Origin of the sequence: Pedobacter sp. SL55 (assembly GCF_026625705.1) — a bacterium.
Taxonomy (GTDB): Bacteria; Bacteroidota; Bacteroidia; order Sphingobacteriales; family Sphingobacteriaceae; genus Pedobacter.
In genome coordinates this window covers 826,363-848,025 of the sequence record NZ_CP113059.1, presented here as the reverse complement: position 1 = coordinate 848,025, position 21,663 = coordinate 826,363, and the positions used below count along the sequence as shown (strand labels likewise).

17 protein-coding genes and 2 pseudogenes are annotated in these 21,663 nt (G+C 38.0%); 10 read left to right on the top strand and 9 right to left on the bottom strand.

Annotation, left to right across the window (positions count from 1 at the left end):
• The first annotated feature begins 1 nt into the window (after position 1).
• The 7 genes and pseudogenes from OVA16_RS03700 (at position 2) to OVA16_RS19990 (ending at position 10,699) form a co-directional block, all read left to right on the top strand.
• Positions 2 to 1,540, top strand: a complete 1,539-nt coding sequence (locus tag OVA16_RS03700; protein ID WP_267763576.1) for a YifB family Mg chelatase-like AAA ATPase — start codon at positions 2 to 4, stop codon at positions 1,538 to 1,540.
• 396 nt (positions 1,541 to 1,936) lie between these two features.
• Positions 1,937 to 3,824 (top strand): annotated as a pseudogene (gene htpG / locus OVA16_RS03695) (molecular chaperone HtpG).
• 116 nt (positions 3,825 to 3,940) lie between these two features.
• Positions 3,941 to 5,161, top strand: a complete 1,221-nt coding sequence (locus OVA16_RS03690) for a metallophosphoesterase (protein WP_267763575.1) — start codon at positions 3,941 to 3,943, stop codon at positions 5,159 to 5,161.
• Between the two features lie 336 nt (positions 5,162 to 5,497).
• The gene (locus tag OVA16_RS03685) at positions 5,498 to 6,130 is read left to right on the top strand and encodes a DUF4397 domain-containing protein (RefSeq protein ID WP_267763574.1); all 633 of its coding nucleotides are present in this window, start codon (positions 5,498 to 5,500) and stop codon (positions 6,128 to 6,130) included.
• 220 nt (positions 6,131 to 6,350) lie between these two features.
• Complete coding sequence (locus tag OVA16_RS03680) at positions 6,351 to 9,260, top strand: TonB-dependent receptor (RefSeq protein WP_267763573.1); 2,910 nt, start codon at positions 6,351 to 6,353, stop codon at positions 9,258 to 9,260.
• 1 nt (position 9,261) lies between these two features.
• Complete coding sequence (locus OVA16_RS03675; protein ID WP_267763572.1) at positions 9,262 to 10,176, top strand: M28 family peptidase; 915 nt, start codon at positions 9,262 to 9,264, stop codon at positions 10,174 to 10,176.
• Between the two features lies 1 nt (position 10,177).
• The gene (locus OVA16_RS19990) at positions 10,178 to 10,699 is read left to right on the top strand and encodes a TlpA disulfide reductase family protein (RefSeq protein ID WP_324288506.1); all 522 of its coding nucleotides are present in this window, start codon (positions 10,178 to 10,180) and stop codon (positions 10,697 to 10,699) included.
• A gap of 362 nt (positions 10,700 to 11,061) precedes the next feature.
• Here the strand turns inward: OVA16_RS19990 and aat are convergent, their stop codons facing one another.
• From aat to OVA16_RS03650, 4 genes are all read right to left on the bottom strand, one after another.
• Complete coding sequence (aat, locus tag OVA16_RS03665) at positions 11,062 to 11,706, bottom strand: leucyl/phenylalanyl-tRNA--protein transferase (RefSeq protein ID WP_267763571.1); 645 nt, start codon at positions 11,704 to 11,706, stop codon at positions 11,062 to 11,064.
• A 39-nt stretch (positions 11,707 to 11,745) separates the two neighbouring features.
• Positions 11,746 to 12,102, bottom strand: coding sequence for a hypothetical protein (locus OVA16_RS03660; protein WP_267763570.1), 357 nt, complete (start codon positions 12,100 to 12,102; stop codon positions 11,746 to 11,748).
• 89 nt (positions 12,103 to 12,191) lie between these two features.
• On the bottom strand, positions 12,192 to 12,590 hold the full coding sequence (locus OVA16_RS03655) for an META domain-containing protein (RefSeq protein WP_267763569.1): 399 nt from the start codon (positions 12,588 to 12,590) through the stop codon (positions 12,192 to 12,194).
• A 143-nt stretch (positions 12,591 to 12,733) separates the two neighbouring features.
• Positions 12,734 to 13,654: an App1 family protein gene (locus tag OVA16_RS03650; RefSeq protein WP_267763568.1), complete on the bottom strand. Its 921-nt coding sequence runs from the start codon at positions 13,652 to 13,654 to the stop codon at positions 12,734 to 12,736.
• 107 nt (positions 13,655 to 13,761) lie between these two features.
• Between OVA16_RS03650 and OVA16_RS03645 the strand changes: the two genes are divergently transcribed.
• Positions 13,762 to 14,658 carry a diacylglycerol/lipid kinase family protein gene (locus OVA16_RS03645; RefSeq protein ID WP_267763567.1) on the top strand — a complete coding sequence of 299 codons (897 nt, stop codon included), beginning with the start codon at positions 13,762 to 13,764 and terminating at the stop codon, positions 14,656 to 14,658.
• Here OVA16_RS03645 and OVA16_RS03640 read toward each other — a convergent pair.
• The 5 genes and pseudogenes from OVA16_RS03640 to hflX form a co-directional block, all read right to left on the bottom strand.
• Complete coding sequence (locus tag OVA16_RS03640) at positions 14,621 to 15,022, bottom strand: hypothetical protein (protein WP_267763566.1); 402 nt, start codon at positions 15,020 to 15,022, stop codon at positions 14,621 to 14,623. The two genes, OVA16_RS03645 and OVA16_RS03640, sit on opposite strands and share 38 nt — an antisense overlap.
• A 2-nt stretch (positions 15,023 to 15,024) precedes the next feature.
• The gene (locus tag OVA16_RS03635; RefSeq protein ID WP_267763565.1) at positions 15,025 to 15,681 is read right to left on the bottom strand and encodes a TonB family protein; all 657 of its coding nucleotides are present in this window, start codon (positions 15,679 to 15,681) and stop codon (positions 15,025 to 15,027) included.
• A gap of 337 nt (positions 15,682 to 16,018) precedes the next feature.
• Complete coding sequence (trhA, locus tag OVA16_RS03630) at positions 16,019 to 16,654, bottom strand: PAQR family membrane homeostasis protein TrhA (RefSeq protein ID WP_267763564.1); 636 nt, start codon at positions 16,652 to 16,654, stop codon at positions 16,019 to 16,021.
• Complete coding sequence (rbfA, locus tag OVA16_RS03625; RefSeq protein ID WP_267763563.1) at positions 16,647 to 17,027, bottom strand: 30S ribosome-binding factor RbfA; 381 nt, start codon at positions 17,025 to 17,027, stop codon at positions 16,647 to 16,649. The genes trhA and rbfA overlap by 8 nt, the downstream gene beginning before the upstream one ends.
• Positions 17,028 to 17,126: 99 nt before the next feature.
• Positions 17,127 to 18,327: pseudogene (hflX, locus tag OVA16_RS03620) on the bottom strand (GTPase HflX).
• 484 nt (positions 18,328 to 18,811) lie between these two features.
• On the opposite strand from hflX, the gene OVA16_RS03615 reads away from it, so the two are divergent.
• On the top strand, positions 18,812 to 21,100 hold the full coding sequence (locus tag OVA16_RS03615; RefSeq protein WP_267763562.1) for a Tex family protein: 2,289 nt from the start codon (positions 18,812 to 18,814) through the stop codon (positions 21,098 to 21,100).
• Positions 21,100 to 21,627: a 5' nucleotidase, NT5C type gene (locus OVA16_RS03610; protein ID WP_267763561.1), complete on the top strand. Its 528-nt coding sequence runs from the start codon at positions 21,100 to 21,102 to the stop codon at positions 21,625 to 21,627. Before OVA16_RS03615 ends, OVA16_RS03610 begins: the two co-directional genes overlap by 1 nt.
• Positions 21,628 to 21,663: the final 36 nt, after the last annotated feature.

Here is a 21,663-nt window from a genome sequence, read left to right as displayed (position 1 = left end):
TATGCTTGTAAAAACCTATGGAAGTGCCGTTTATGGCGTAGACGCCATTACTATTACCATCGAAGTAAATATTGGTGCCGGTAGCAGTTACTATATGGTAGGCTTGCCAGACAATGCCGTTAAAGAAAGCCAGTATCGTGTAGAAAGCGCCATCCGCATTGCGGGATACCACATGCCACGCCAAAAAATACTAGTTAATTTGGCGCCTGCCGATATTAGAAAGGAAGGGTCTGCTTATGATTTAACGATTGCCATTGGCATTTTAGCTGCGTCTGGGCAAATTGATGCCGAAAAGCTGGGTAGTTATGTCATTATGGGGGAGCTATCATTAGATGGAGGCCTGCAAAGTATTAAAGGAGCCTTGCCCATTGCCATACAAGCCAGAAAAGAAGGATTTAAAGGTTTAATTGTACCCAAGGTAAATGCAAATGAAGCCGCCATTGTGAATGATTTGGATGTTTATGGCATGGATAGTTTGCTAGATGTTGTTAATTTTTTTACGGGTAAGGAACAACCACAGCCTGTTCAAATAGATACCCGAAAAGAGTTTTACAAACAAATTAACAGCTACGAGCAAGATTTTTCTGATGTAAAAGGACAAGAAAATATCAAAAGAGCCTTGGAAATTGCGGCAGCTGGAGGTCACAATGTAATTTTAATTGGTCCGCCGGGAGCCGGAAAAACCATGCTGGCAAAAAGGTTGCCCACCATTTTACCGCCCTTAAATTTGCCCGAAGCGCTAGAAAGTACCAAGATATATTCTGTAGCTGGACGTTTGCCTGCCGCTAATGCGCTAATGACCGAGAGGCCATACCGCTCGCCCCACCATACCATTTCTGATGTTGCCCTAGTAGGCGGCGGCATGAACCCACAACCGGGTGAAATTTCTTTGGCGCACAACGGGGTTTTGTTTTTAGATGAGCTGCCCGAATTTAAACGAACGGTTTTGGAGGTAATGCGCCAGCCGTTAGAAGATCGGAAAGTGACCATTTCTAGAGCTCGTTTTTCGGTAGAGTATCCGGCTAGCTTTATGTTGGTAGCTTCTATGAATCCTTGTCCTTGCGGTTTTTACAACCACCCCGAAAAAGAATGTGTTTGCGGGCCGGGCGTAGTGCAAAAGTATTTGAGTAAAATTTCTGGGCCTTTGTTAGATCGCATTGATTTGCATGTAGAAGTAACGCCGGTTAACTTTTCGGAGTTGTCTTCTTCCCGCCCTGCAGAAAAAAGCAGCTTAATTAGAGAACGAGTAATTAAGGCAAGAGAGGTGCAAGATACCCGTTTTGCAGAGCTAGATGGGGTGCATTCTAATGCGCAAATGAGCGCAAACATGGTAAGAAAAATCTGTGAGATTGATGACGTAGGTAGGGGACTGATTAAGCAGGCCATGGAGAAATTAGGCCTATCTGCCCGTGCTTATGATCGTATTTTGAAGGTTGCCCGCACCATTGCCGATTTAGCGGGTAGCGAGAAAATAGCAATTGAGCATTTGGCAGAGGCGATACATTACAGAAGTTTGGATAGGGAAAGTTGGGCTGGGTAATTAGGACATGGTTAAAGCCTTTGTATTCTGCAAATACTTCAAAAAACTTTGTATTAAAATTCTACCGCAAAGAAAAACAGGAGGTTCGATAAGTATGCAAAGGTTTTCTTAAAATTTGTCAATCTTGAATTGGAGTTTTGTTTATAAGATTGACAAATTTTCCTGCATTGCCCTTGTTCTTCAAACCCGATTGTACGAAAAGCCCGCAAGCGAGTGTAACGAGTGCGGACTTGAAGTAAAAGCGGGACTATCGCAGCCTAAGAACCGCTGTAAATGCTTTTCAAATATGCTTAAACAGTTCAGAACAACAATCCAAGCTTCTGCCACTTTGACTTATATTTTGTTTTGGAACAAGGCTTGATAAACAAGCGTATAAGCAAAATTTAAGTTTAAGATATGACAACAGAAAAAGGAAGTATTTCCATACACACAGAAAACATTTTCCCAATCATCAAGAAATTCCTGTATTCGGATAATGAGATCTTTTTACGGGAATTAGTTTCTAATGGGGTTGACGCAGTGCAAAAGATTAAACGCTTAGGCGCTCTTGGTCAGTTTAACGGCGAGGTTGGCCAACCTTTGGTTGAAGTGAAGTTAGATGAAAAGGCAAAAACCATTACCATTAGCGATAATGGTTTGGGTATGACTGCCGAAGAAATCAAAAAATACATTAACCAAGTGGCTTTCTCTGGTGCTAGCGAGTTTGTAGAGAAATTTAAAGATGCAAAAGACGCTAATGAGATCATCGGTAAGTTTGGTTTAGGTTTTTACTCTGCCTTTATGGTAGCAGATTTAGTGGAGATCAACACTTTATCGTATCAAGATGGTGCTGAGGCTGCAAAATGGACTTGCGATGGTAGTAGCTTCTTTCGAAATTTCGGAAGGTTCTAGAACTACCCGTGGTACCGACATTGTGTTGCACATTAACGCAGAAAGCGAAGAGTTTTTAAGCCAACATAAACTACAAGAGATTTTAGATAAATATGCTAAATTCTTACCTGTGCCTATTAAATTTGGTACTAAAACAGATAGCGTAGAAGATGGTGTTGATGAAGAAGGCAAACCGAAATATACCTCGGTTGAAGTGGATAATATTGTAAATACCACCAACCCAATTTGGACCAAAGCGCCTGCAGATTTGTCAGATGCAGATTACTTGGATTTTTACAAGCAATTGTATCCTTTCTCTGATGATCCTTTATTCTGGATCCACTTAAATGTTGACTATCCTTTTAATCTAACGGGCGTATTGTATTTCCCGAAAGTGAAGGAAGATTTCGATATGCAGCGCAACAAAATCAAGTTGTTCTCTCGTCAGGTGTTTATTACGGATGAAGTAAAAGATATTGTTCCTGAGTTCTTGATGTTGTTACACGGGGTAATTGATAGTCCAGATATTCCGTTGAACGTTTCTAGAAGTTTCTTACAGGCTGATGGAAATGTGAAGAAAATTAACAACTACATCACTAAAAAAGTAGCTGATAAGTTGAGCGAACTGTTTAAAGCAGATCGTAAAGGTTTTGAAGAGAAATGGGGCGATATTGGCTTGTTCGTTAAATACGGTATGATTAGCGAAGAGAAATTTTACGATAAGGCGAAAGATTTTGCTTTGTTAACCAATACCAAAAAAGAGGCTTTCACTTTTGAAGAATACAAGGAGAAAGTAAGCGCTGTACAGACTGATAAAAATGGCAATGTAGTTTATTTATACGCTACTGATTTAGATAAACAAGACGGTTTTATCCAAGCGGCAGAGAAAAAAGGTTACGATGTTTTAGTGATGAACTCGGCTATCGATAATCACTTTGTGAGCAGTTTAGAGCAAAAATTAGAGAAAACATTATTGAAACGTGTAGATGCTTCTGTTGCTAACCAATTGATCGAGAAAGACGAGAAATTGGAATCGGTGCTGAGCGAAGAACAATCTACTACGGTTAAAGGTATTTTCGAAAAAGCAATCACTAAACCAGGTTATACGGTAGAAGTTGTTGGTTTAAACCCAGATGATGCTCCTGTTACCATCACCATGGATGAGTTTATGCGAAGAATGAAAGACATGGCTAAAATGGGCGGTGGAATGAGTTTCTATGGTAGCATGCCAGATAGTTACAAAGTGGCCATCAACGGAAACCATAAGTTGGTAAGCAAAATTTTAGCATCGGCTGATGAAGCAGAGCAAAGCAAATTCGCTAAGCAAGCGGTTGATTTAGCATTGCTTTCTCAAGGCATGCTAACTGGTGCAGAACTTACTGCATTTGTGAGCCGCAGCGTTGAGTTGATATAATTTACAAAAGCAATAACGCAACATATAGCGTCATTTCGACTAAAGCGTAGCGAAAGGGAGAAATCTTTTTAAAAGACCTCTCGGCTATGGTCGAGGTGACGCTTTTTTGATCTATCATGAGAAGAAAATTTCCATTTGTACCGATTTTAATATTCGCATTGATATTTCTGTTGATTAACGGATATGCTTTGAATGCCTTAGCTACAATTGTAGCTGCTCCGTTATTGGTTTGGTTTTGGGTTTTGCCGATCGTACTGCTCATTTCATTTGCCTATGGTGTCGCAAGACTAAGGGTAGATGGGCAAAGTCCATTTTTTAAAATCAGTGCTCACGCCCTTCTGGTATACTTTGTGTCTCTGTTGGTATTTGTACTGGCGGAAGTAATAACAGACATTTATAGATTGGGTTTAGCAGGAATTAACTACATCGCTAAAGGTAACTTTACTTATCCCGAAAGGCCAATAATTGGAGTTTATATTGGGATTTTAATCGCTTCATTAATCATTATTGCCTTCGTTTACGGAATTTTAAAAGGCAAATATGCCTACCGGGTAATTAAGCATACTTTGTATTTCGATGATCTTCCCGACGCTTTTGAGGGCTTTAAATTGGTGCAAATTTCTGACGTACATGCTGGGAGTTTAAATAATCCCAAAGCGGTACAAAAAGGTATTGATTTGATTAATCGGCAACAGGCAGATTTGTTTGTTTTTACGGGAGATTTAGTGAATAACAAGGCCGAAGAAGTAAAGCCTTACATTGCTCATTTTTCGCAAATTAAAGCTCCTTTTGGTCAGTTTTCGGTGCTGGGTAACCACGATTATGGCGATTACGTAAAGTGGGAAAGTGATGCTGCAAAACGAGAAAATTTGCAGCAACTAAAAAAATACCACGCCGAAATTGGTTTTAGGTTATTGTTGGATGAGCATGTCAATCTTGAAAAGAATGGTCAAAAAATTACCTTAGTGGGGATAGAAAACTGGGGCTTAGGGTTTGGCGAACGGGGAGATTTAGCAAAAGCACTACAAGGCACTACAAAAGATGAGTTCAAAATCTTACTTTCTCACGATCCTAGCCATTGGGAAGCTCAAGTAAAAAATCATCCTTCAAAAATACATTTAACATTAGCCGGCCATACCCATGGGATGCAGTTTGGTATCGAAGCTTTTGGCTTAAAATGGAGCCCAGTTCAGTTTCGATACAAACATTGGGCGGGAGTAAAAAAGGAAAACGACAGGTTTTTAAATGTAAACAGAGGCTTTGGTTTCATTGGCTTTTCTGGAAGAGTAGGTATTTGGCCCGAAATTACCGTGATAGAGCTGAAGAAGAAGAAGTAATTGATGGAAGAACATCTAAAAAGATCTTTTAATTAAGAATAATTATCGTTTATTGAGAGCGTAACCCTAAAATATTATAACTTATTGAGAGTGTAATCCTAAAATATTATATACTTATAGTCTCTAAAACCATTAAAATCAATCATAAATAAAAAATATTCATAAAACTGTAGCGTTCTTAATTCAGCCTACGTAAAGGTGGTGTGAGTTAATGGCAATGTGCCTTATTATTTAATATATTTTTTATATCATCATGAGATTTTTTTAAAACACAAAGCTATCGCTGCGGCGTTAACGTTCTCAGTGTTTTCTTTAGGTTTGGTTTCTTGTTCAAAAATGGATAGTAACTATGAGCCAATTCAAGTATCTGGTTTAAATGTAATCCAAGCATCGCCAACTACAGAACTATTAGATGTTTACGTAGACAATAGCAGAGCGAACCAAAATGTAGATTTCGAGTTTGGAAATAAAATTGGGTATCTAAGCGCCTATTCTGGAAACCGAGTTTTTAACGTAACCAAGAAAAATAACCTAACCTCTTTAAAGAGTTTACAATATACGCTTAAACCTCAATTAGGTTATTCGCTTTTTGTGGCTAACACCTTAGAAAATATCGAGTTACTAATGCTAGAAGATAACTTAGAGAAACCGGCTGCCGGAAAAGCAAAAATTCGTTTTGTGAATTTAAGTCCAGATGGTGGCGCTTTAAGTTTAAACGTAAATGGTGCAGCTACCGACTTGGCTACCAATAAAGCTTTTAAAGAATTTAGCGCTTTTGAGGCAGTAGATGCGGCAGAGAGCACAACACTTAACATTAAAAATGCTACCAGTGGTGCCGTTGAGACTACACTTACAGGTGTGAAGTTAGAAGACGGAAAAATTTATACCGTTTATGCCAAAGGTTTAAAAGCCAATACTGGCGTTACCGGCTTTGCGGCTAAGATGTTTGTACACAGCAACGCAAATTAATACTCAAACACACCAATAAACCTCATCGCCATTGCGGTTTGGAGAAAATAACCTGTCTAAGCAACAGTTTTCTTCAATTGCAATGGCGATTTTTTTTGCATCGGTTTTATGGAATTTTTAGAAGTAAGCATCTAAACTTAAAGTTTGGCTGTTAAAGTTTTGTTAAAAAGAAAAAGCTTAATAACTAAATATTAAGTTTGTTGTAGCAACGCAAAAACCATTGAAGATTTTATCTATTTTGCTGCTCTCTCTGTCTATCATACTAGCCAGTCTGGATGGGTTTTCACAAGCCAATAGAAAGGTTGTGGGCAAAGTTGCCGATACGAGCGGCGTAGCTATATCTGATGTGACAGTTCTTCTCATTAACCAAAAAGATACCCTAAAAACCAAAACAGACGATGATGGCCATTTCAGCTTTTCGAAGATAAAAAGCGAAAGCTTTGTGCTACATATAGCCATAATGGGCTATTACGACTTCAAACAAGATTATACTTTTGGGAAGAAGCGGGAACTAGAGATTGAAAATATCAAATTAAAAATGGCTAGCAACATGCTAAAGGAAGTGGTAATTAAGGCAAAACCCAACCCTATTAGAGTAATGCAAGATACCGTAGAATATAATGCAGCAGCCTACCAGGTTTTTGACGGTGATAATGTAGCCGACCTCATTAAGCAGTTCTCTGGAATAGAAGTTGATGATGAATACAATGTCAAGTCGATGGGGAAAAATGTGGTTAAACTTCGGGTAAATGGTAAAGATTTTTTTACCAATGATGTGAAGGAATTTATAGCCACTTTGCCAGCGGGAATTGTTTCTAAGATCCAACTTATTGATGATTATGGTGATCAGGCTAATTTTACTGGTTTAAAAATCGGTGAGCCGCAAAAGCTCATCAACATTGTCACCAAACCGGGAATGAACCGCGGAAAGTTTGGCAACCTAGCGATTAATGCTGGTTCTAATGACCAAATTGGCTCGAAAAATAGAATGAATATTTGGAACGGCGATAAACAAACTGGGTTTGGTTTAAATTATACTACCCAAAATAATGGTGCAGGTGATAGTCAAAATGGATCATTCTCCATTAATCACCGGGATAAGGTTGGAAAGACAGGTAATTACAGTATAAACTATGGCTCAAACCAAGGTAAAAACGCCTTTACAAATGAACAGGCAGTTGAGACCTTAAGTGATTTAGGAACGTACTACAATTTGTCGCAAAGTAATGGTAAATCTAAGAACGCTGCACATAACTTAAGTTCTGACATTAACCTTATGAACAAAGTGCTGTATTTGAACGGCTATATCAATGTTAGTCTCAATAATAACAGCAATAATAGTGCATCGCTCAACAACCAAAGTGGAGTTAACAGACAAGATTTTAAAAACATCAACCAAACCGAGGGAAGTTCTCCAAATGTTAGCGGTAACATGAGTTTTTCGAAGCGACTTAAGAATAAAAGAAATCACTTATCTGGCAACTTCTCTTTCAATGCTTCAAGCCAAAAATCCAATCAATTGGTAAACACCAATACTTTATATTATAATCAACAAGATCAATCGCTCTTAAAAGATTCGGTACTCAACCGAAATATTAATAATAGAAACAACTCGCAGGGTTTTGCATTCAATACCAGTTATTCTTTGGCAATCAGTAAACCTACAGATAGTTTTAATATTAAGCATTTTAGCATAAATTATGCGCTATCTTTAACTAATTCTTTTAACCGCTCGGCTACTGAGGTGCTGAGTAATTTAACTAACGATTATCGTTTTATTGATTCGCTTAGTTCGGAGATGAAATCTTTGTTTATTACACAAAATATAGGGCTTAATTATAACCAAAGTAATAAGAAAGTTCGTTTTACTATTGGGTTTAACGCTCGGCCTACGCTGTTGAGAAACAATTACATCAATCTTGATCAAAAAATCAATAATAATAATTTTAATTACTCGCCAACATTAAATTATAGTAAAACTCTTGAAAAAGGAAAAACGTTAAGTGTAGGCTATTCAGGTAATAACAATAGTCCTTCTGCCAGTCAACTACAGCCCATACGTAATACCCAAAACTTGCAAAATATCGTTATTGGCAACCCAAATTTAAAACCATCGTTTAACCATCGATTAAATGCCAATTATAACTATGTAGAGGAGAAATCTGGAGCGTCCTTGTTCGCATCCGCTAATTTTTCCACTACGCAAAATGAAATTGTAAACAACGTGATCGTAATACCTGACACGCTGGGTAGCTATAAGCAGGAAACTCGATATGAAAATACCAATGGCACTTATAATCTGAGCGGCAATTATAATATCAGTATCCCAATTAAAAAAAACATTTTTTCGGCGGGTTACAATGGAACTGTAGGTGTTTCCAATAGGGCGCTATTCATCAATAATACTCGTTACTTTAACAGCGGTTTAAACTTTTCGCAGAATATTTCTGGAAACCTGAATTTTAAAAAAGGTAATTTGACTATTGGAGCTGGTTACAATCAAGTAAATAACAACAACGTACAGAGCTTACAAAACAGCTTTGACTATGGTAGTTTTTCTTCGGAAGTTATTATTAACACTGGAGGTATGGGAATGCCTGGAATTATGCTGCCAACTTTTAACCCGGGTCAGTTAACCACTACCCAATTCTTTATTACCAGAACATTTAGTTCAAATTTCAGTGGTCGTTTAAGGTTAAAAGATTTTAATTTAAACGGTTCTGCTAACTATTCGCAAAGTTCAAACTCGAACAATGCATTGCAAAATGCAAATAGGGATTTACAAACTTTATCTCTTTCACTTAACGGAAATGGTACCATAAAAAAGACCTACCGTATTGGGGTTTCGGTGGCTAAACGTATCAACACTGGCTATACTGTAGCCAATCAAAATCCATTGCTTATCGGTGCTAATTTGAGTAAACATTTTCTTAAAAATAAATCGCTTAGTTTAACTGCCAGTGCAAGCGATTTATTAAATCAAGGAAATATGGTATTTCGTCAGGTATCTGGTAATTCAGTTATCGACTCTAAAAACAATGTAATCACTAGGGTTTTCTCTTTTGGCTTAACCTACAACCTCTCTAAATTTGGTGCTAGAGGCACTACTTACCGCGTAGATCCAGATTAATATGATAAAAATTTCAACCTTTTTATGGCTGACTCTTTTTAGCTTTTGCTGCTCGGCAAATACGGATACCGTTGCTGTCAAAAAGCATCTTAAAAACATTACCAAGACAGCCTCGTATCGAAACCCCGAAAATCTAGCACAGCTAAATTCCATTGCCTACTATATAAAAACTGATTTCCTAAAGTATAGCGATAAAGTTTCTTATCAAGAGTATAAAGTGGATGGCAAGATTTACAAAAATGTGATTTGTTCTTTCGGAACTGAAAATCAGCAACGCATTATTGTTGGGGCGCATTATGATGTTTGTGGCGATCAGGAAGGTGCAGACGATAATGCCAGTGGCGTGGTCGGTTTATTAGAACTAGCTCGGCAGTTAAAAGGTCGGAAGTTGAATAAACGCATTGATTTGGTAGCTTATACCTTAGAAGAACCTCCTTATTTCAGAACTGAACAAATGGGGAGTTATGTGCATGCCAAATCCTTAAAAGATAACAAGGTTGATGTGCTGGGAATGATTTCTCTGGAGATGATTGGTTATTTTAGTGATAAAGAGAATAGCCAGAACTATCCGCTAGCAGCCATGTCTAAAGTGTATGGCAATAAAGGAGATTACATCACGCTAGTCAATACTACAGAAAAAGGTAAGTTTGTGGAAGACTTTAGCCAGCATTTTAAACAAGCTAAAACGATAAAAACAGAAGAGTTTAACGCACCGAGATCATTGCCTGGTATCGACTTTTCTGATCATCTCAATTATTGGAATTTTGGTTACAGCGCAATGATGATTACGGATACTTCGTTCTATAGAAATAAAAACTATCATAGAAAGACTGATAAAATGGAAACCTTAGATATCCGTCGAATGGCAAAAGTAATTGACGGTGTTTATTTAGCTTTGTTGAAGTTAACTAAATAACATGGAAAAAAAGAGCATTAAAAAATATATCTCCAACGGGATTTTCATCCTAATTTTAGCATTAATTCTATTTGTGCCTTCCGCCAAAGCTTTAGTAATTCAAGGTTTAATGCAAATAGGTTTGTTCAATCCCGATGTTCAACCTGAAAAAACGTTAGTAGCCCCAGTTTTAGAATTGAGGTTTAAGGATCAAGATGGGAAGATAGTAACGTTAAATGAATTGAAAGGGAAGGTGGTATTTCTTAATTTTTGGGCTACTTGGTGCCCACCCTGTTTAGCCGAAATGCCATCTATCAACAAATTATATGAGCAGTATAAAAATAGTGCGGATGTTGTTTTCATCCTTTTAGATGCTGATAGTAACTTTGAAAAAGCAAATGGTTACATGAAAGCTAGAAAGTATACTATGCCTAGGTTTACCAAATGGCTAGCAGTGTGCCAGAACAGATATTTGCAGGTTCGTTACCCACTACAGTGGTTTTCGATAAAAAAGGTAGGTTGTCTTTTAAGCACGAAGGAGTAGCAAATTATAACGGCAAAAAGTTTGTAGCGTTTATAGAGAAACTGCGGAATAGTGTTCAATAGCCACTAGTTCATTTTAGTTTGGATGTAGGGTTTGAAAATTGAAATTTGATTATTGGTTATTTAACGTGAGTTCGGGATAAGAAAATTATGTTATTTGCTAGCGATAGCGCTTCAAATCTTCGTTCAGCTAATTTTCGGTCTCTTATTTTTCGGGACGCACCAATAAGCCAAAGCACTTTCTTTAAAAGAAAAATAAGCAACCGAGAGTTTTTGTTGCTTTTTGCGGTCAAAAAGTAAGAGCCCAGCGGCGGCGAGCTAAAAAAAAGTTCAATGCGAATTTCTCAAGAATTGTAAAGATACTTAACCCGAACTCACGTTATTTAGCAAACTCATGTAGGTTTGCCTGTCAATCATCTCGGCACCCAAACTGAGCAAATGATCATTTGGCAACTGGCAATCTATCAATTCAAAGTTGGTTTGCTGGCAGAGAAAAATCAAGGCAACTTTTGAAGCATTGCTTACCAAACTAAACATACTTTCGCCACAAAATACTTTGTTGATTGCAATACCGTAAAGCCCGCCTACTAGTTCGCCATCTTTCCAAACTTCTACGCTGTGTGCCCAACCTAATTGATGTAAATTGATATAAGCACTTTGCATTTCCTTTGTAATCCAAGTGCCGGGCTGGTCTTTACGAGCTACTTTGGCACAGTTTGCAATTACCTTTTCGAAAGCTAGGTTGGCAGTTACCTTAAAGCTGCCTTTTTTTAAGGTCTGCTTCATGCTTTTGCTAACCTTAATCCTGTCGGGATATATTACACAGCGCTCATGAGGCGAGTACCAACAAATAGGGTCATCATCGCTAAACCACGGAAATATGCCGTGCTGGTAAGCAAGAATTAATCGCTCGGCACTTAAATCTCCGCCAATAGCGAGCAATCCATCTTCATCGGCCAGCTCAGGGTTAGGGAATACAATTTCATCTCCGGGCAAACTAAAAACCATCCTCAAAAATACGGAACTGTTTTTTAGATTGCTGCAAAATCAATCCTTACGTTTTAGTATATAAAATTTATGAATGGTGTCGTCGCGATAAGTTACCGCATAAGCATTAAACAATTCATAGCCGTAAATTTTCATTTTATTGATGAAATCTAATGCTGAGTTGAACTCCATGTTTTTGCCATTGTAGTCTTTTACAAGAGAAGCTTGCCTATCATTTACCACTTTTGGCCATACTCTAGCTGTACGAGCATTTTTACTTCCAAATTCTTGCTTAAAAGCACGAATTTCTAGATATGGTTCCTTTAACTCTACTAATTTTATACCGTTGATGGTTTGAGCCGATGCGATGCCTACAAAACCTGCAAGCATCACTGTAAATAAGAGGGTTCTTTTCATTGTTTAAGGTTTTTTGTGTGTAGAAAAACATAAACACTAATAATGCCAAACAATCAAAAAGAATGTAAAGAAATTGAGGGTAAAAAATCTTATTCAGCTTTCACAAAAACCATCAGCAGGTTTTCGTTTTGGTACAGATAAAGTCTGTTGCCCGAAACTTTGCCGGCAGTTACTTTTTCTAAATCTGCATAATACTTATTTTCGGCATAGCCTACGGCCTCACAGTACATTTTAGTGCCAAAAATTTTGCTGAACTGGATAGCATTGCCGTTAATTACTGCACTACCACCATAAGTATTACAGAAAGATTTTCCACCAATCTTATTTCCACCGCTTATGTTTAAGGTTGCTTTCGCCGCTGTTGGTAAAGTTTTTCCTGGCCAGCGGGTTAACTCCCATTTAGAGTCTTGTTGTTTAATTGAACTAAGGTCTTTGGTGCAGGCTTGTAATGTAAAAACTACAAACAATGCGAAAATTATTTTTTTCATTATGCGTAAATTTTTTTTCGATGGTTATGGAGCTATCATGATTTTTTCACAAGTTTCTATCATACTTTGGTGTTCAAAAACTCGCAAGCTCGGTTCACTTATTATTGTTTGTGATTGGCAAAATCATGATGGTTTCATGCTTATCAATTAATTAAGCCTATTTTTTTGGAGTGAGCAATGGCATCTTCGCTATGCACAAAAAGACAGGTGCTAATATTTTTGTCCTCTAATTTATTCAATATTTCTTGTGTTTCTAATAATTTAGATTTTCTTACGTTTCTAATATAAACAGCAATTACATTTTTGCCATATTTTTCTGCGATTTTATAGTAGATTTCTGGATCTTTCTGAGAATTATCACCCAAGAAAATAAACTTCTGATTAGGGAAAGCATCGATAATCCGCATGATCCGCAACAACTTTCCTTCGTGTCCAGTTTTGCCAGTTTTCAACAAATCTTTCCAGCGTTTCAATTGGTTTAATAAAAAAGTCCCTTCCGGAAATCCGTTGAAACGAAAAGTTTCTACCAAATAATCGTATAAGTTCCATTCACTGCTAGATACGTAAAAGAAAGGATTGGGCTGCTGCGGTTCGGTATGTGCCTGTGCCAACAGTTCGTAGTGGTATTTTGTAGATTGAAATGTTTTTCGAGTTCTTGGATTTTTCAGCAATAATTCTTTCAGTCTTTTGCCGATGGTTTTAGAATGAGAAACCATAATGGTGTCATCAATATCAGAAATAAAAGCGTACTGCGTAATATGCGGAACGTAGAAAGAACCGGTAGATTTTGCCAATTGTTTGCCATCTTCGGTAAAAGCAGTTACCTCAACCTCGTGCCAGCCGGCCGTTACATTTTCATTAGCTTCCCACTCAAATTTAAAAAAGCCATCGTAAGCAGCGGTAGTAACTACAGTTTGGCCGTTAAAATTTAGTTGAACTTTAGCAAAGGGATAGGGTTTTAGTACAAAAAGCTTAAATACATGCTTTAAGTTTACAAAAAAGCCGTTTTTAAAACGCTGTTTGGCATTGGCTCTGTGCTTAAAAACATGGCCGTAAATTACCAAATTATGAGTGTGGCCGTAGCCGTGATATACCTTTACTTCTGCATTTTTTTTGACATATTTATTTAAAACAGACTAGCACAAATGTTGTTTTATATCATATTATTTATATGACCAATACACAAACCAAATTACGTTTACTTTTTGTAGTAAATCAAGGTTCTGGCAACAAAGACGTAAGTTTAAGTGAACAGATTATCAATTTTTTTAGCAATAGCGAAATAGCTATTGAGATTTTTGAGCTGCCACGCAAATGTAGCATAGCGCAGATAAAAAAAACAATAGAAAAGGTTAAAGCTGATAGGGTTGTTGCTGTAGGTGGCGATGGTACGTTAAAATTAGTGGCCGAGTGCTTGTTGAATACCGAAACTCCCATTGGTATTATACCGGCAGGCTCAGCAAATGGAATGGCTAAGGAACTGGGTATTCCATTAGATATTGAAGAAGCACTTGAGGTAGTAGTAAACGGAATGCCGAAAAAAATCCATGCTACTATGGTTAACCAAGAGCTCTGCATTCATTTATCAGACATAGGGTTTAATGCCTATCTAGTTAAAAAATTTGACGAACTTTCAACCAGAGGAATGTTAACTTATGCAAAATCGGCATGGCATGCCTTTTGGAATCACAGAAAAATGCAAGTGCAATTTAAAGTTGCCGACCGTCAAATTAAGACTAAAGCAGCGATGGTGGTTATTGCCAATGCCACCAAGTACGGAACAGGTTTTAACATCAACCCAAATGGTAAATTAGATGACGATGTTTTTGAAATTATCTTAATTAAGGAGTATGCCGTAATGGAAATTCTTAAGATATGGGTAAGTAGACTTCCTTGGAACCCCAAAAAAATAGAAAGCTTTCAAGCCTCAGAGGTACAAATTACCACTAAATATAAAGCCCATTTTCAGGTAGACGGCGAGTATTTGGGGAAAACCAACAAGGTAGAGGCAAAGTTACTGCCCAATGCCATTAATTTGATTGTGCCTTTAGTTGATAATGAAACTTGACGGTTAAAAATAGCCTAACGAATTCTCCAACAAAACATACTTTAAATAATATCGAAAACCATTTATCATCGTAATTACCCAACGCCTCTGGAAATAAGGTAATAAAACCTAAACTAAAAACCCAAAGGTAAAGCCTAAAAGGAAATTGAATATAATAGCTGATGAACCCAATTTTCTTGATAAAAAACAAACCATAAGTTCCCACTAAAACCAAGATAAACATAGGAAACATAAGTACGCCTTGTACTTTTTCAGAAAGTAAAGAGAAGTTACCGTAGTTTTTCAATATCGCCCATAATTGCATCGACATAAAAACAAGTGATATTAAATCTAAAAAGGCAAAAGAACGAAGAAGTTTACGCATGTTTATTTACAATATTTGGCAAGCAGTTTGTCTGCTTTTGTAGAGCCCATATATTTCACAAACTTAAAGTCTTCGCAGGCGCTTTGCAAATCTCCCTGACTAATTTTTTTCTCTGCAATAGCTATTTTCTTAGTCAAATAATCATCATCAACTCCCATTTCATTTTTTAAGGCAATTATTTTCTCTTCTTCAATAAAATTCTCGATGCCTTTTTCAATATTTCTGTAGTAGTTGGCAATTTTACTGAACGAAGCCATATCATCGTTATATTGCTTAATGGCCAAACCTACACTGCCTGGGTTTATTTGTTCGCAACCAAAATCTTGTAGCGAAAATTTCATGGGCGAACGAATAAGAAACGTAGTGTCGTAGCCTGCTGGCACGGTCCATTTTCCGCTAGTAAGTTTAATTAGCCGAAGCGCCTCGGCGTCTAAATCTGCACCAATGCCTTCGGTAATGCCTGCGTAGGTTATTTTTCCCTCTTTATTTATTTTAAACGCAACTTCAATGTTTCCTTGTATGCAGTTTTCTTTCGCGTACATAGGGTAAATGGTATTGGCTCTCACAAAAGATTCCAATCCGTTTTTAATGGTTGGGCGCTGCTGTGCATTTATTTGTAACGACAAGCCCAATAAGAAAATCAAAATCAATTTGCTCATACCTAAATTTACGAATTATTTGTAAAAGCTTAGCTTTGCATTGCCTTTGTTACTTTTAACCTTTGGTTTTAGAAAAGCAAAAATGGGTAGCTCTTTTGTTTCGAAAGCCCCGTTTTTTGCTTTACTTCGGGGCAAAACATAAGTTTGCCCCTACGTGCCCGCTACAACCGGGTTTATTTAACTAAAGGCTTTGCAATTATTTAAGAAAGCCCCCTCAAAAGCCTAATATTTATCGCTGATTTTCGCAGATATTTATTTTATCTTAGTTTGAGCAATGAGATTTACATCCCCTTATATCTGCGGAGAAATCAGCGAAAATCTGCGGGACACAACTGAGCTAACTTTTAAACACGTAAAAGTAGTTGTAGAAAAAATGTGACAACGCACCAAAATTTACAAACAAATGCCAAAGCTCGTGGCTATGTAAATACCTGTACAGAGGTTTGTCTTTCGCGTAATAATAAGTACCTCCAACATAAAACACTCCACCTAAAAACAACCAAAATAATCCCATAGCAGGTACACTTTCAATCATTTTTGCCATAAACGGAATAATTAAACAGCCCATGGCAATGTAGAGAGCAGTAGAAAGGTTTCCTTTTTTTAGCTTGTTCAAGATTTTGAGTAAGCAACCAATAATTGCTACCAGCCATACCAAACCAAAAGCTAGCCATCTTACCCAACCATCAAATAAAATTAAAGTTGTTGGCGTAAACGAACCGGCAATCATTAAATAAATACAGCAGTGGTCAAACTTTTGCCAAAGCCTAATGCCGTATGCTGTTTTAGGTGCGCTGTGGTAAATGGCACTTACGCTAAAAAGCAATAAGATACCACCGCCATAAACCCATGCAGCTACATTTTCAAAAACAGTAGAAGATTTCTCTAACAGTAGATACAATCCTGGTAATGCTAACACTGCAGGTAAAAAATGAGTAATAAAGTTTCCGGGCTCCCGAATGTATTTATTCATTCTCTGGTAAGTCGGTGTCTTTACGTTCTTTCGCTATTTTATCGAAAATTTGGTCCATTCTTTCTACGTACTCATTGGTGTCATCTACAAAGAAAGTTAAAGTGGGCACCACCCTAGCCTGATGGCGAATACGTGAGCCCAATTTGTACCTAATTTCGCCAGCATGCGAGTTAACTGTAGCTACAGATAAACTGGTATTGTTTGTATTTAAAAAACTAAGGTAAACTTTAGCCACCGCCAAATCTGGCGATACACGAACCTTAGTAATAGTTACCAATGTATTTGGCAAGTAAGCAGCGCCCTCACGTTGAAAAATTGACGCCAATTCTTCCTGTAATAATCCTGCAAACTTCTTTTGTCTGTTACTTTCCATAATTTGTTCTTTTCGTCATTGCGAGGCACGAAGCAATCTTACAACTAAAATTCAATCGCTTTAGGATTGCTTCGTGCCTCGCAATGACGGTGTTACTTTCTAATACAACAACTTATCATACGGATACCGTGTAGTATGAATATCTTTCACTTTATCGTATAATAATGTCCTAAATTCTTCTAAATTTTCTTTTTGCGTGGCCGAGATAAAAATAGCCGGAGCATTGTTGTGCGCCATCCAAGTTTTCTTGAAATCTGCCAAGGTTACGGGTTCTCGTTGTTCATCTACATCTACCAAATTATCAAACTCAGGTGCCACGTAAGCATCAATTTTATTAAAAACCATAATGGTTTCTTTATCCCGAGCTCCTAAATCTTTTAGGGTTTCGTTAACCGTGTGTATCTGATCTTCAAAATTTGGATGTGAAACATCTACCACATGTACCAAAATATCAGCTTCACGCACTTCATCTAACGTAGATTTAAAGCACTCTACCAAATGATGAGGAAGTTTACGAATAAAACCAACCGTGTCTGAGAGCAAGAATGGCAAGTTTTCGATTACTACTTTGCGAACGGTAGTATCTAAAGTTGCAAAAAGTTTATTCTCGGCAAACACTTCAGATTTAGATAGCATGTTCATGATGGTTGATTTACCCACGTTGGTGTAACCCACCAAAGCCACACGAATTAACTGTCCGCGGTTTTTGCGCTGTGTTTCGTTTTGCCTATCAATCAATTTCAAGCGATCTTTTAACAAAGTGATCTTTTCTAAAATCATCCTTCTATCGCTCTCGATCTGGCTCTCACCCGGTCCACGCATACCAATACCCCCTTTTTGGCGCTCCAAGTGTGTCCACATACGGGTTAAACGAGGTAAAAGATATTGCAACTGCGCTAACTCAACCTGCGTTTTGGCTTGTGCGGTTTGCGCCCTTCCGGCAAAAATATCTAAGATTAAATTACTTCTATCTAATATTTTAACCTTCAGTTCTTTCTCAATGTTACGTAACTGCGATGGCGAAAGTTCATCATCGAACACCACCAAATCAATTTCTTCTGCTTTAACGTAAGCCTGTATTTCTTCCAACTTACCAGGTGCCCACAAAAGTAGCACGGTCTGGCTTTTGCATACGCTGTGTAAAAGTTTTCTCTACCACGCCACCAGCTGTATTTACTAAAAAGGCCAGCTCATCCAAATACTCCTTGGTTTGCTCGGCTTTTTCGCCCGGCAAAGCAACCCCTACCAAAACCGCCCGTTCTTGTTTGGGCGCTGTGTCATAAAATTTCTGTTTTCCCATTAATTATTACAAAGATACAAACCGATTTACGAATTACGATTTTTTACCGTACGATTTGATTGTTATATGTTATAACACGCTATTGTAAGGTATGTTTTAGTTGTTTGTTGCCACAGATGCACAGATAAAATTTTGTATTATTTGATATTTTAAAATCTGTGCATCTGCGGCTGAAATAATTTTGCGAGCATAGCTGGCTTTAAACCGCTGACTAGGAAAAAATGCAGCCTTGCCAAGAGATACTAAGCTTTCGGATATAAACCTTATTGCAGCGTAAATCCTTTTTGTTGGGTGTCATCCTGAGCTTGTCGAAGGATTTTGAGTTAAAGAGCAGATGTTTCGACAAGCTAAACATGACAACTAGGATTAGCAATGTCAACAAAAGATTGAAGCGGAAAGAAGGATTGCAAAAGCCAAGCACTTTTTGCTTTTGTTTTCCAAATCAATTTAATTAGGTTAATTTTAGCCTCTTTTAAAATTGACTATGAGTAACCATATCCAACATATTTCTACAGTATTAAACATCAACAGCAAGCAAGTTAGCGCCACTTTAACGCTTTTAGAGGAAGGCGCTACAGTTCCATTCATTTCTCGTTACAGAAAAGAAGTGACTGGTAGTTTAGATGAAGTACAGATTGCGGCTATAAGAGATTTAGCACAACAATTAAAGGAACTAGATAAACGCAGGGAGGCCATTTTAAAATCAATTGCCGAGCAGGGTAAATTAACATCAGAATTAGAAAAGAAAATTAATGCTGCCGAAACCTTAACCATTTTAGAGGATATTTATCTTCCATACAAGCAAAAAAGGAAAACCAGGGCATCGGTAGCGAGAGAAAAAGGCCTAGAACCTTTGGCATTACGCATTTTAGCACAAAGTAGAATTGATGTAGAAAGCGAAGCTTCGGCCTATATTGATAGCGAAAAAGGCGTTGGCAATGTAGAAGATGCCTTGGCTGGTGCAAGAGATATCATTGCAGAAATGATTAATGAAGATGCGGAAACCAGAACTAAAATGCGTAAGTATTTTGAACAAAAGGCAACCTACAAAGCGGTGGTGGCAAAAGGTAAAGAAGTTGAAGCAATTAAATATAAAGATTACTTTGAATGGGAAGAAAGCGCTAAAAATGCGCCTTCGCACAGGGTTTTGGCCATGTTGCGTGGCGAAGAAGAAGGCATGTTGAAACTAGATGTGCTGCCGCCAGATGAAGATGCGATACAATTATTAGAAAAACAGTTCATCACTGGAAATAACAGCGCAAGCCAACAGGTAGAATTAGCTATTTACGATGGTTACAAACGCTTGTTGCGCCCTGCAATGGAAACCGAATTGAGAGCTGCGATTAAACAAAAGGCAGATGAAGAAGCCATACGGGTTTTTGCTTCCAATGCTCGTCAGTTGTTAATGGCAGCACCTTTGGGGCAAAAAAATGTAATGGCTATTGATCCTGGTTTTAGAACTGGTTGCAAAGTGGTTTGCTTAGATAGACAGGGGAATTTGCTAGAAAACACCACCATTTATCCGCATACGGGGCAAGGAAATGTGAAGGATGCGGAGTGGAAAATTCAGCAGCTTTGCGAGAAATATGAGATTGAAGCCATTGCCATTGGCAACGGAACAGCAGGTAGAGAAACAGAAACTTTTGTGCGTGGATTAAAACTAGCTAATCTGACTATTGTGATGGTAAACGAAAGTGGTGCTTCTATCTATTCGGCATCGCCTTTGGCTAGAGAAGAATTTCCAGAGCATGATGTAACGGTGCGTGGGGCGGTTTCTATTGGCCGCAGGTTAATGGACCCCCTGGCAGAGCTGGTAAAAATTGACCCAAAATCTATTGGCGTTGGGCAGTACCAGCACGATGTGGATCAAAACAAATTGCAACAGAGTTTAGATGATACGGTAATGAGTTGTGTGAATGCGGTTGGTGTAGAGTTAAACACGGCTTCGAAACAAATTTTGGCCTACGTTTCTGGTTTGGGCGAAAGCTTAGCGCAAAACATCATCAATTACAGAACAGCAAATGGCGCTTTTAAAAACAGGGCAAGTTTAAAGAAAGTGCCTCGCTTGGGCGATAAAGCTTTTGAACAAGCGGCTGGTTTCTTACGCATTCGAAATGCTGAGCAGCCTTTAGACAGTAGCGGCGTACACCCAGAACGTTACGATTTGGTAAAGCAAATGGCGAAAGATTTGGGCGTATCTGTAGCAGAGCTGATGAAAAATACGGAACTACAAAAACAGCTAAACCTACAAAAATATGTAAGCGCAGAAGTTGGATTGCCTACGTTACAAGATATCATGAAAGAATTGGCTAAACCTGGTCGAGACCCACGTGAGCAGTTCGAAGCCTTTAGCTTTGCCGAGGGCGTAAACAGCATTGCTGATTTGAAGAAAGGCATGAAACTAAAAGGTATCGTGACGAACATTACCAACTTTGGCGCTTTTGTAGATATTGGCGTACATCAAGATGGTTTGGTGCATACCAGTCAGCTGGCCAACCGCTTTGTGGCCAACCCTAACGAAGTGGTAAAGGTAAGCCAAATAGTACAAGTTACAGTAACAGATGTTGATGTAGAGCGTAAACGAATTTCTTTATCGATGAAGGAACCCCAAACCCCTAAAGGGGCTCAACTGGCTCAAACAAATAAATCACAAAATAAGGAGTCTAAATATTGGAAACCTAGTGGTCAAAAAGCCCCTTTAGGGGATGGGGGTAAAGAAGTTGATGGCGATTTGCAGGCTAAGTTGGCCAAATTAAAGGGAATGTTTAAATAATGAGAAAAATGAGAATAGCCATAGATATGGACGAGGTTTTGGCTGATCCTATCCATAAATTTATACAGCTTTACAACCGAGACCATCAAGTTCCATTAGATTTAATCATTAAGCCCGGTACAGAGATTTTCCAAAACGTACCAGAAGAGGTTAACGATAAGTGGTTTGATTACATTAACGAAAAAGGGTTTTTTAGAGATTTGCCAGTTATCGAGGGTGCGGTAGCGGCTGTGCAGCAATTGCAAACAAAATATGATGTTTATATTGTGTCTGCTGCCATGGAGTTCAGAAATTCTTTAGAAGATAAGTTCGATTGGCTAGCGGAACATTTTCCATTCATCAGTTGGAAGAATGTGGTTTTTTGTGGAGAAAAAATTGTTGATGTAGACATCATGATTGATGATCGGATCAAGAATTTCGTAGGTTTTAAAGGCAGGCCACTACTTTTTACTTCGCCACATAACTTGCTCATTACAGAATACGAACGGGTAGATAACTGGCAGCAGGTTTTAGACAAGTTGTTGTAATTAAAAATGTTTAACCTTACTGGCGTAATTTCTAAA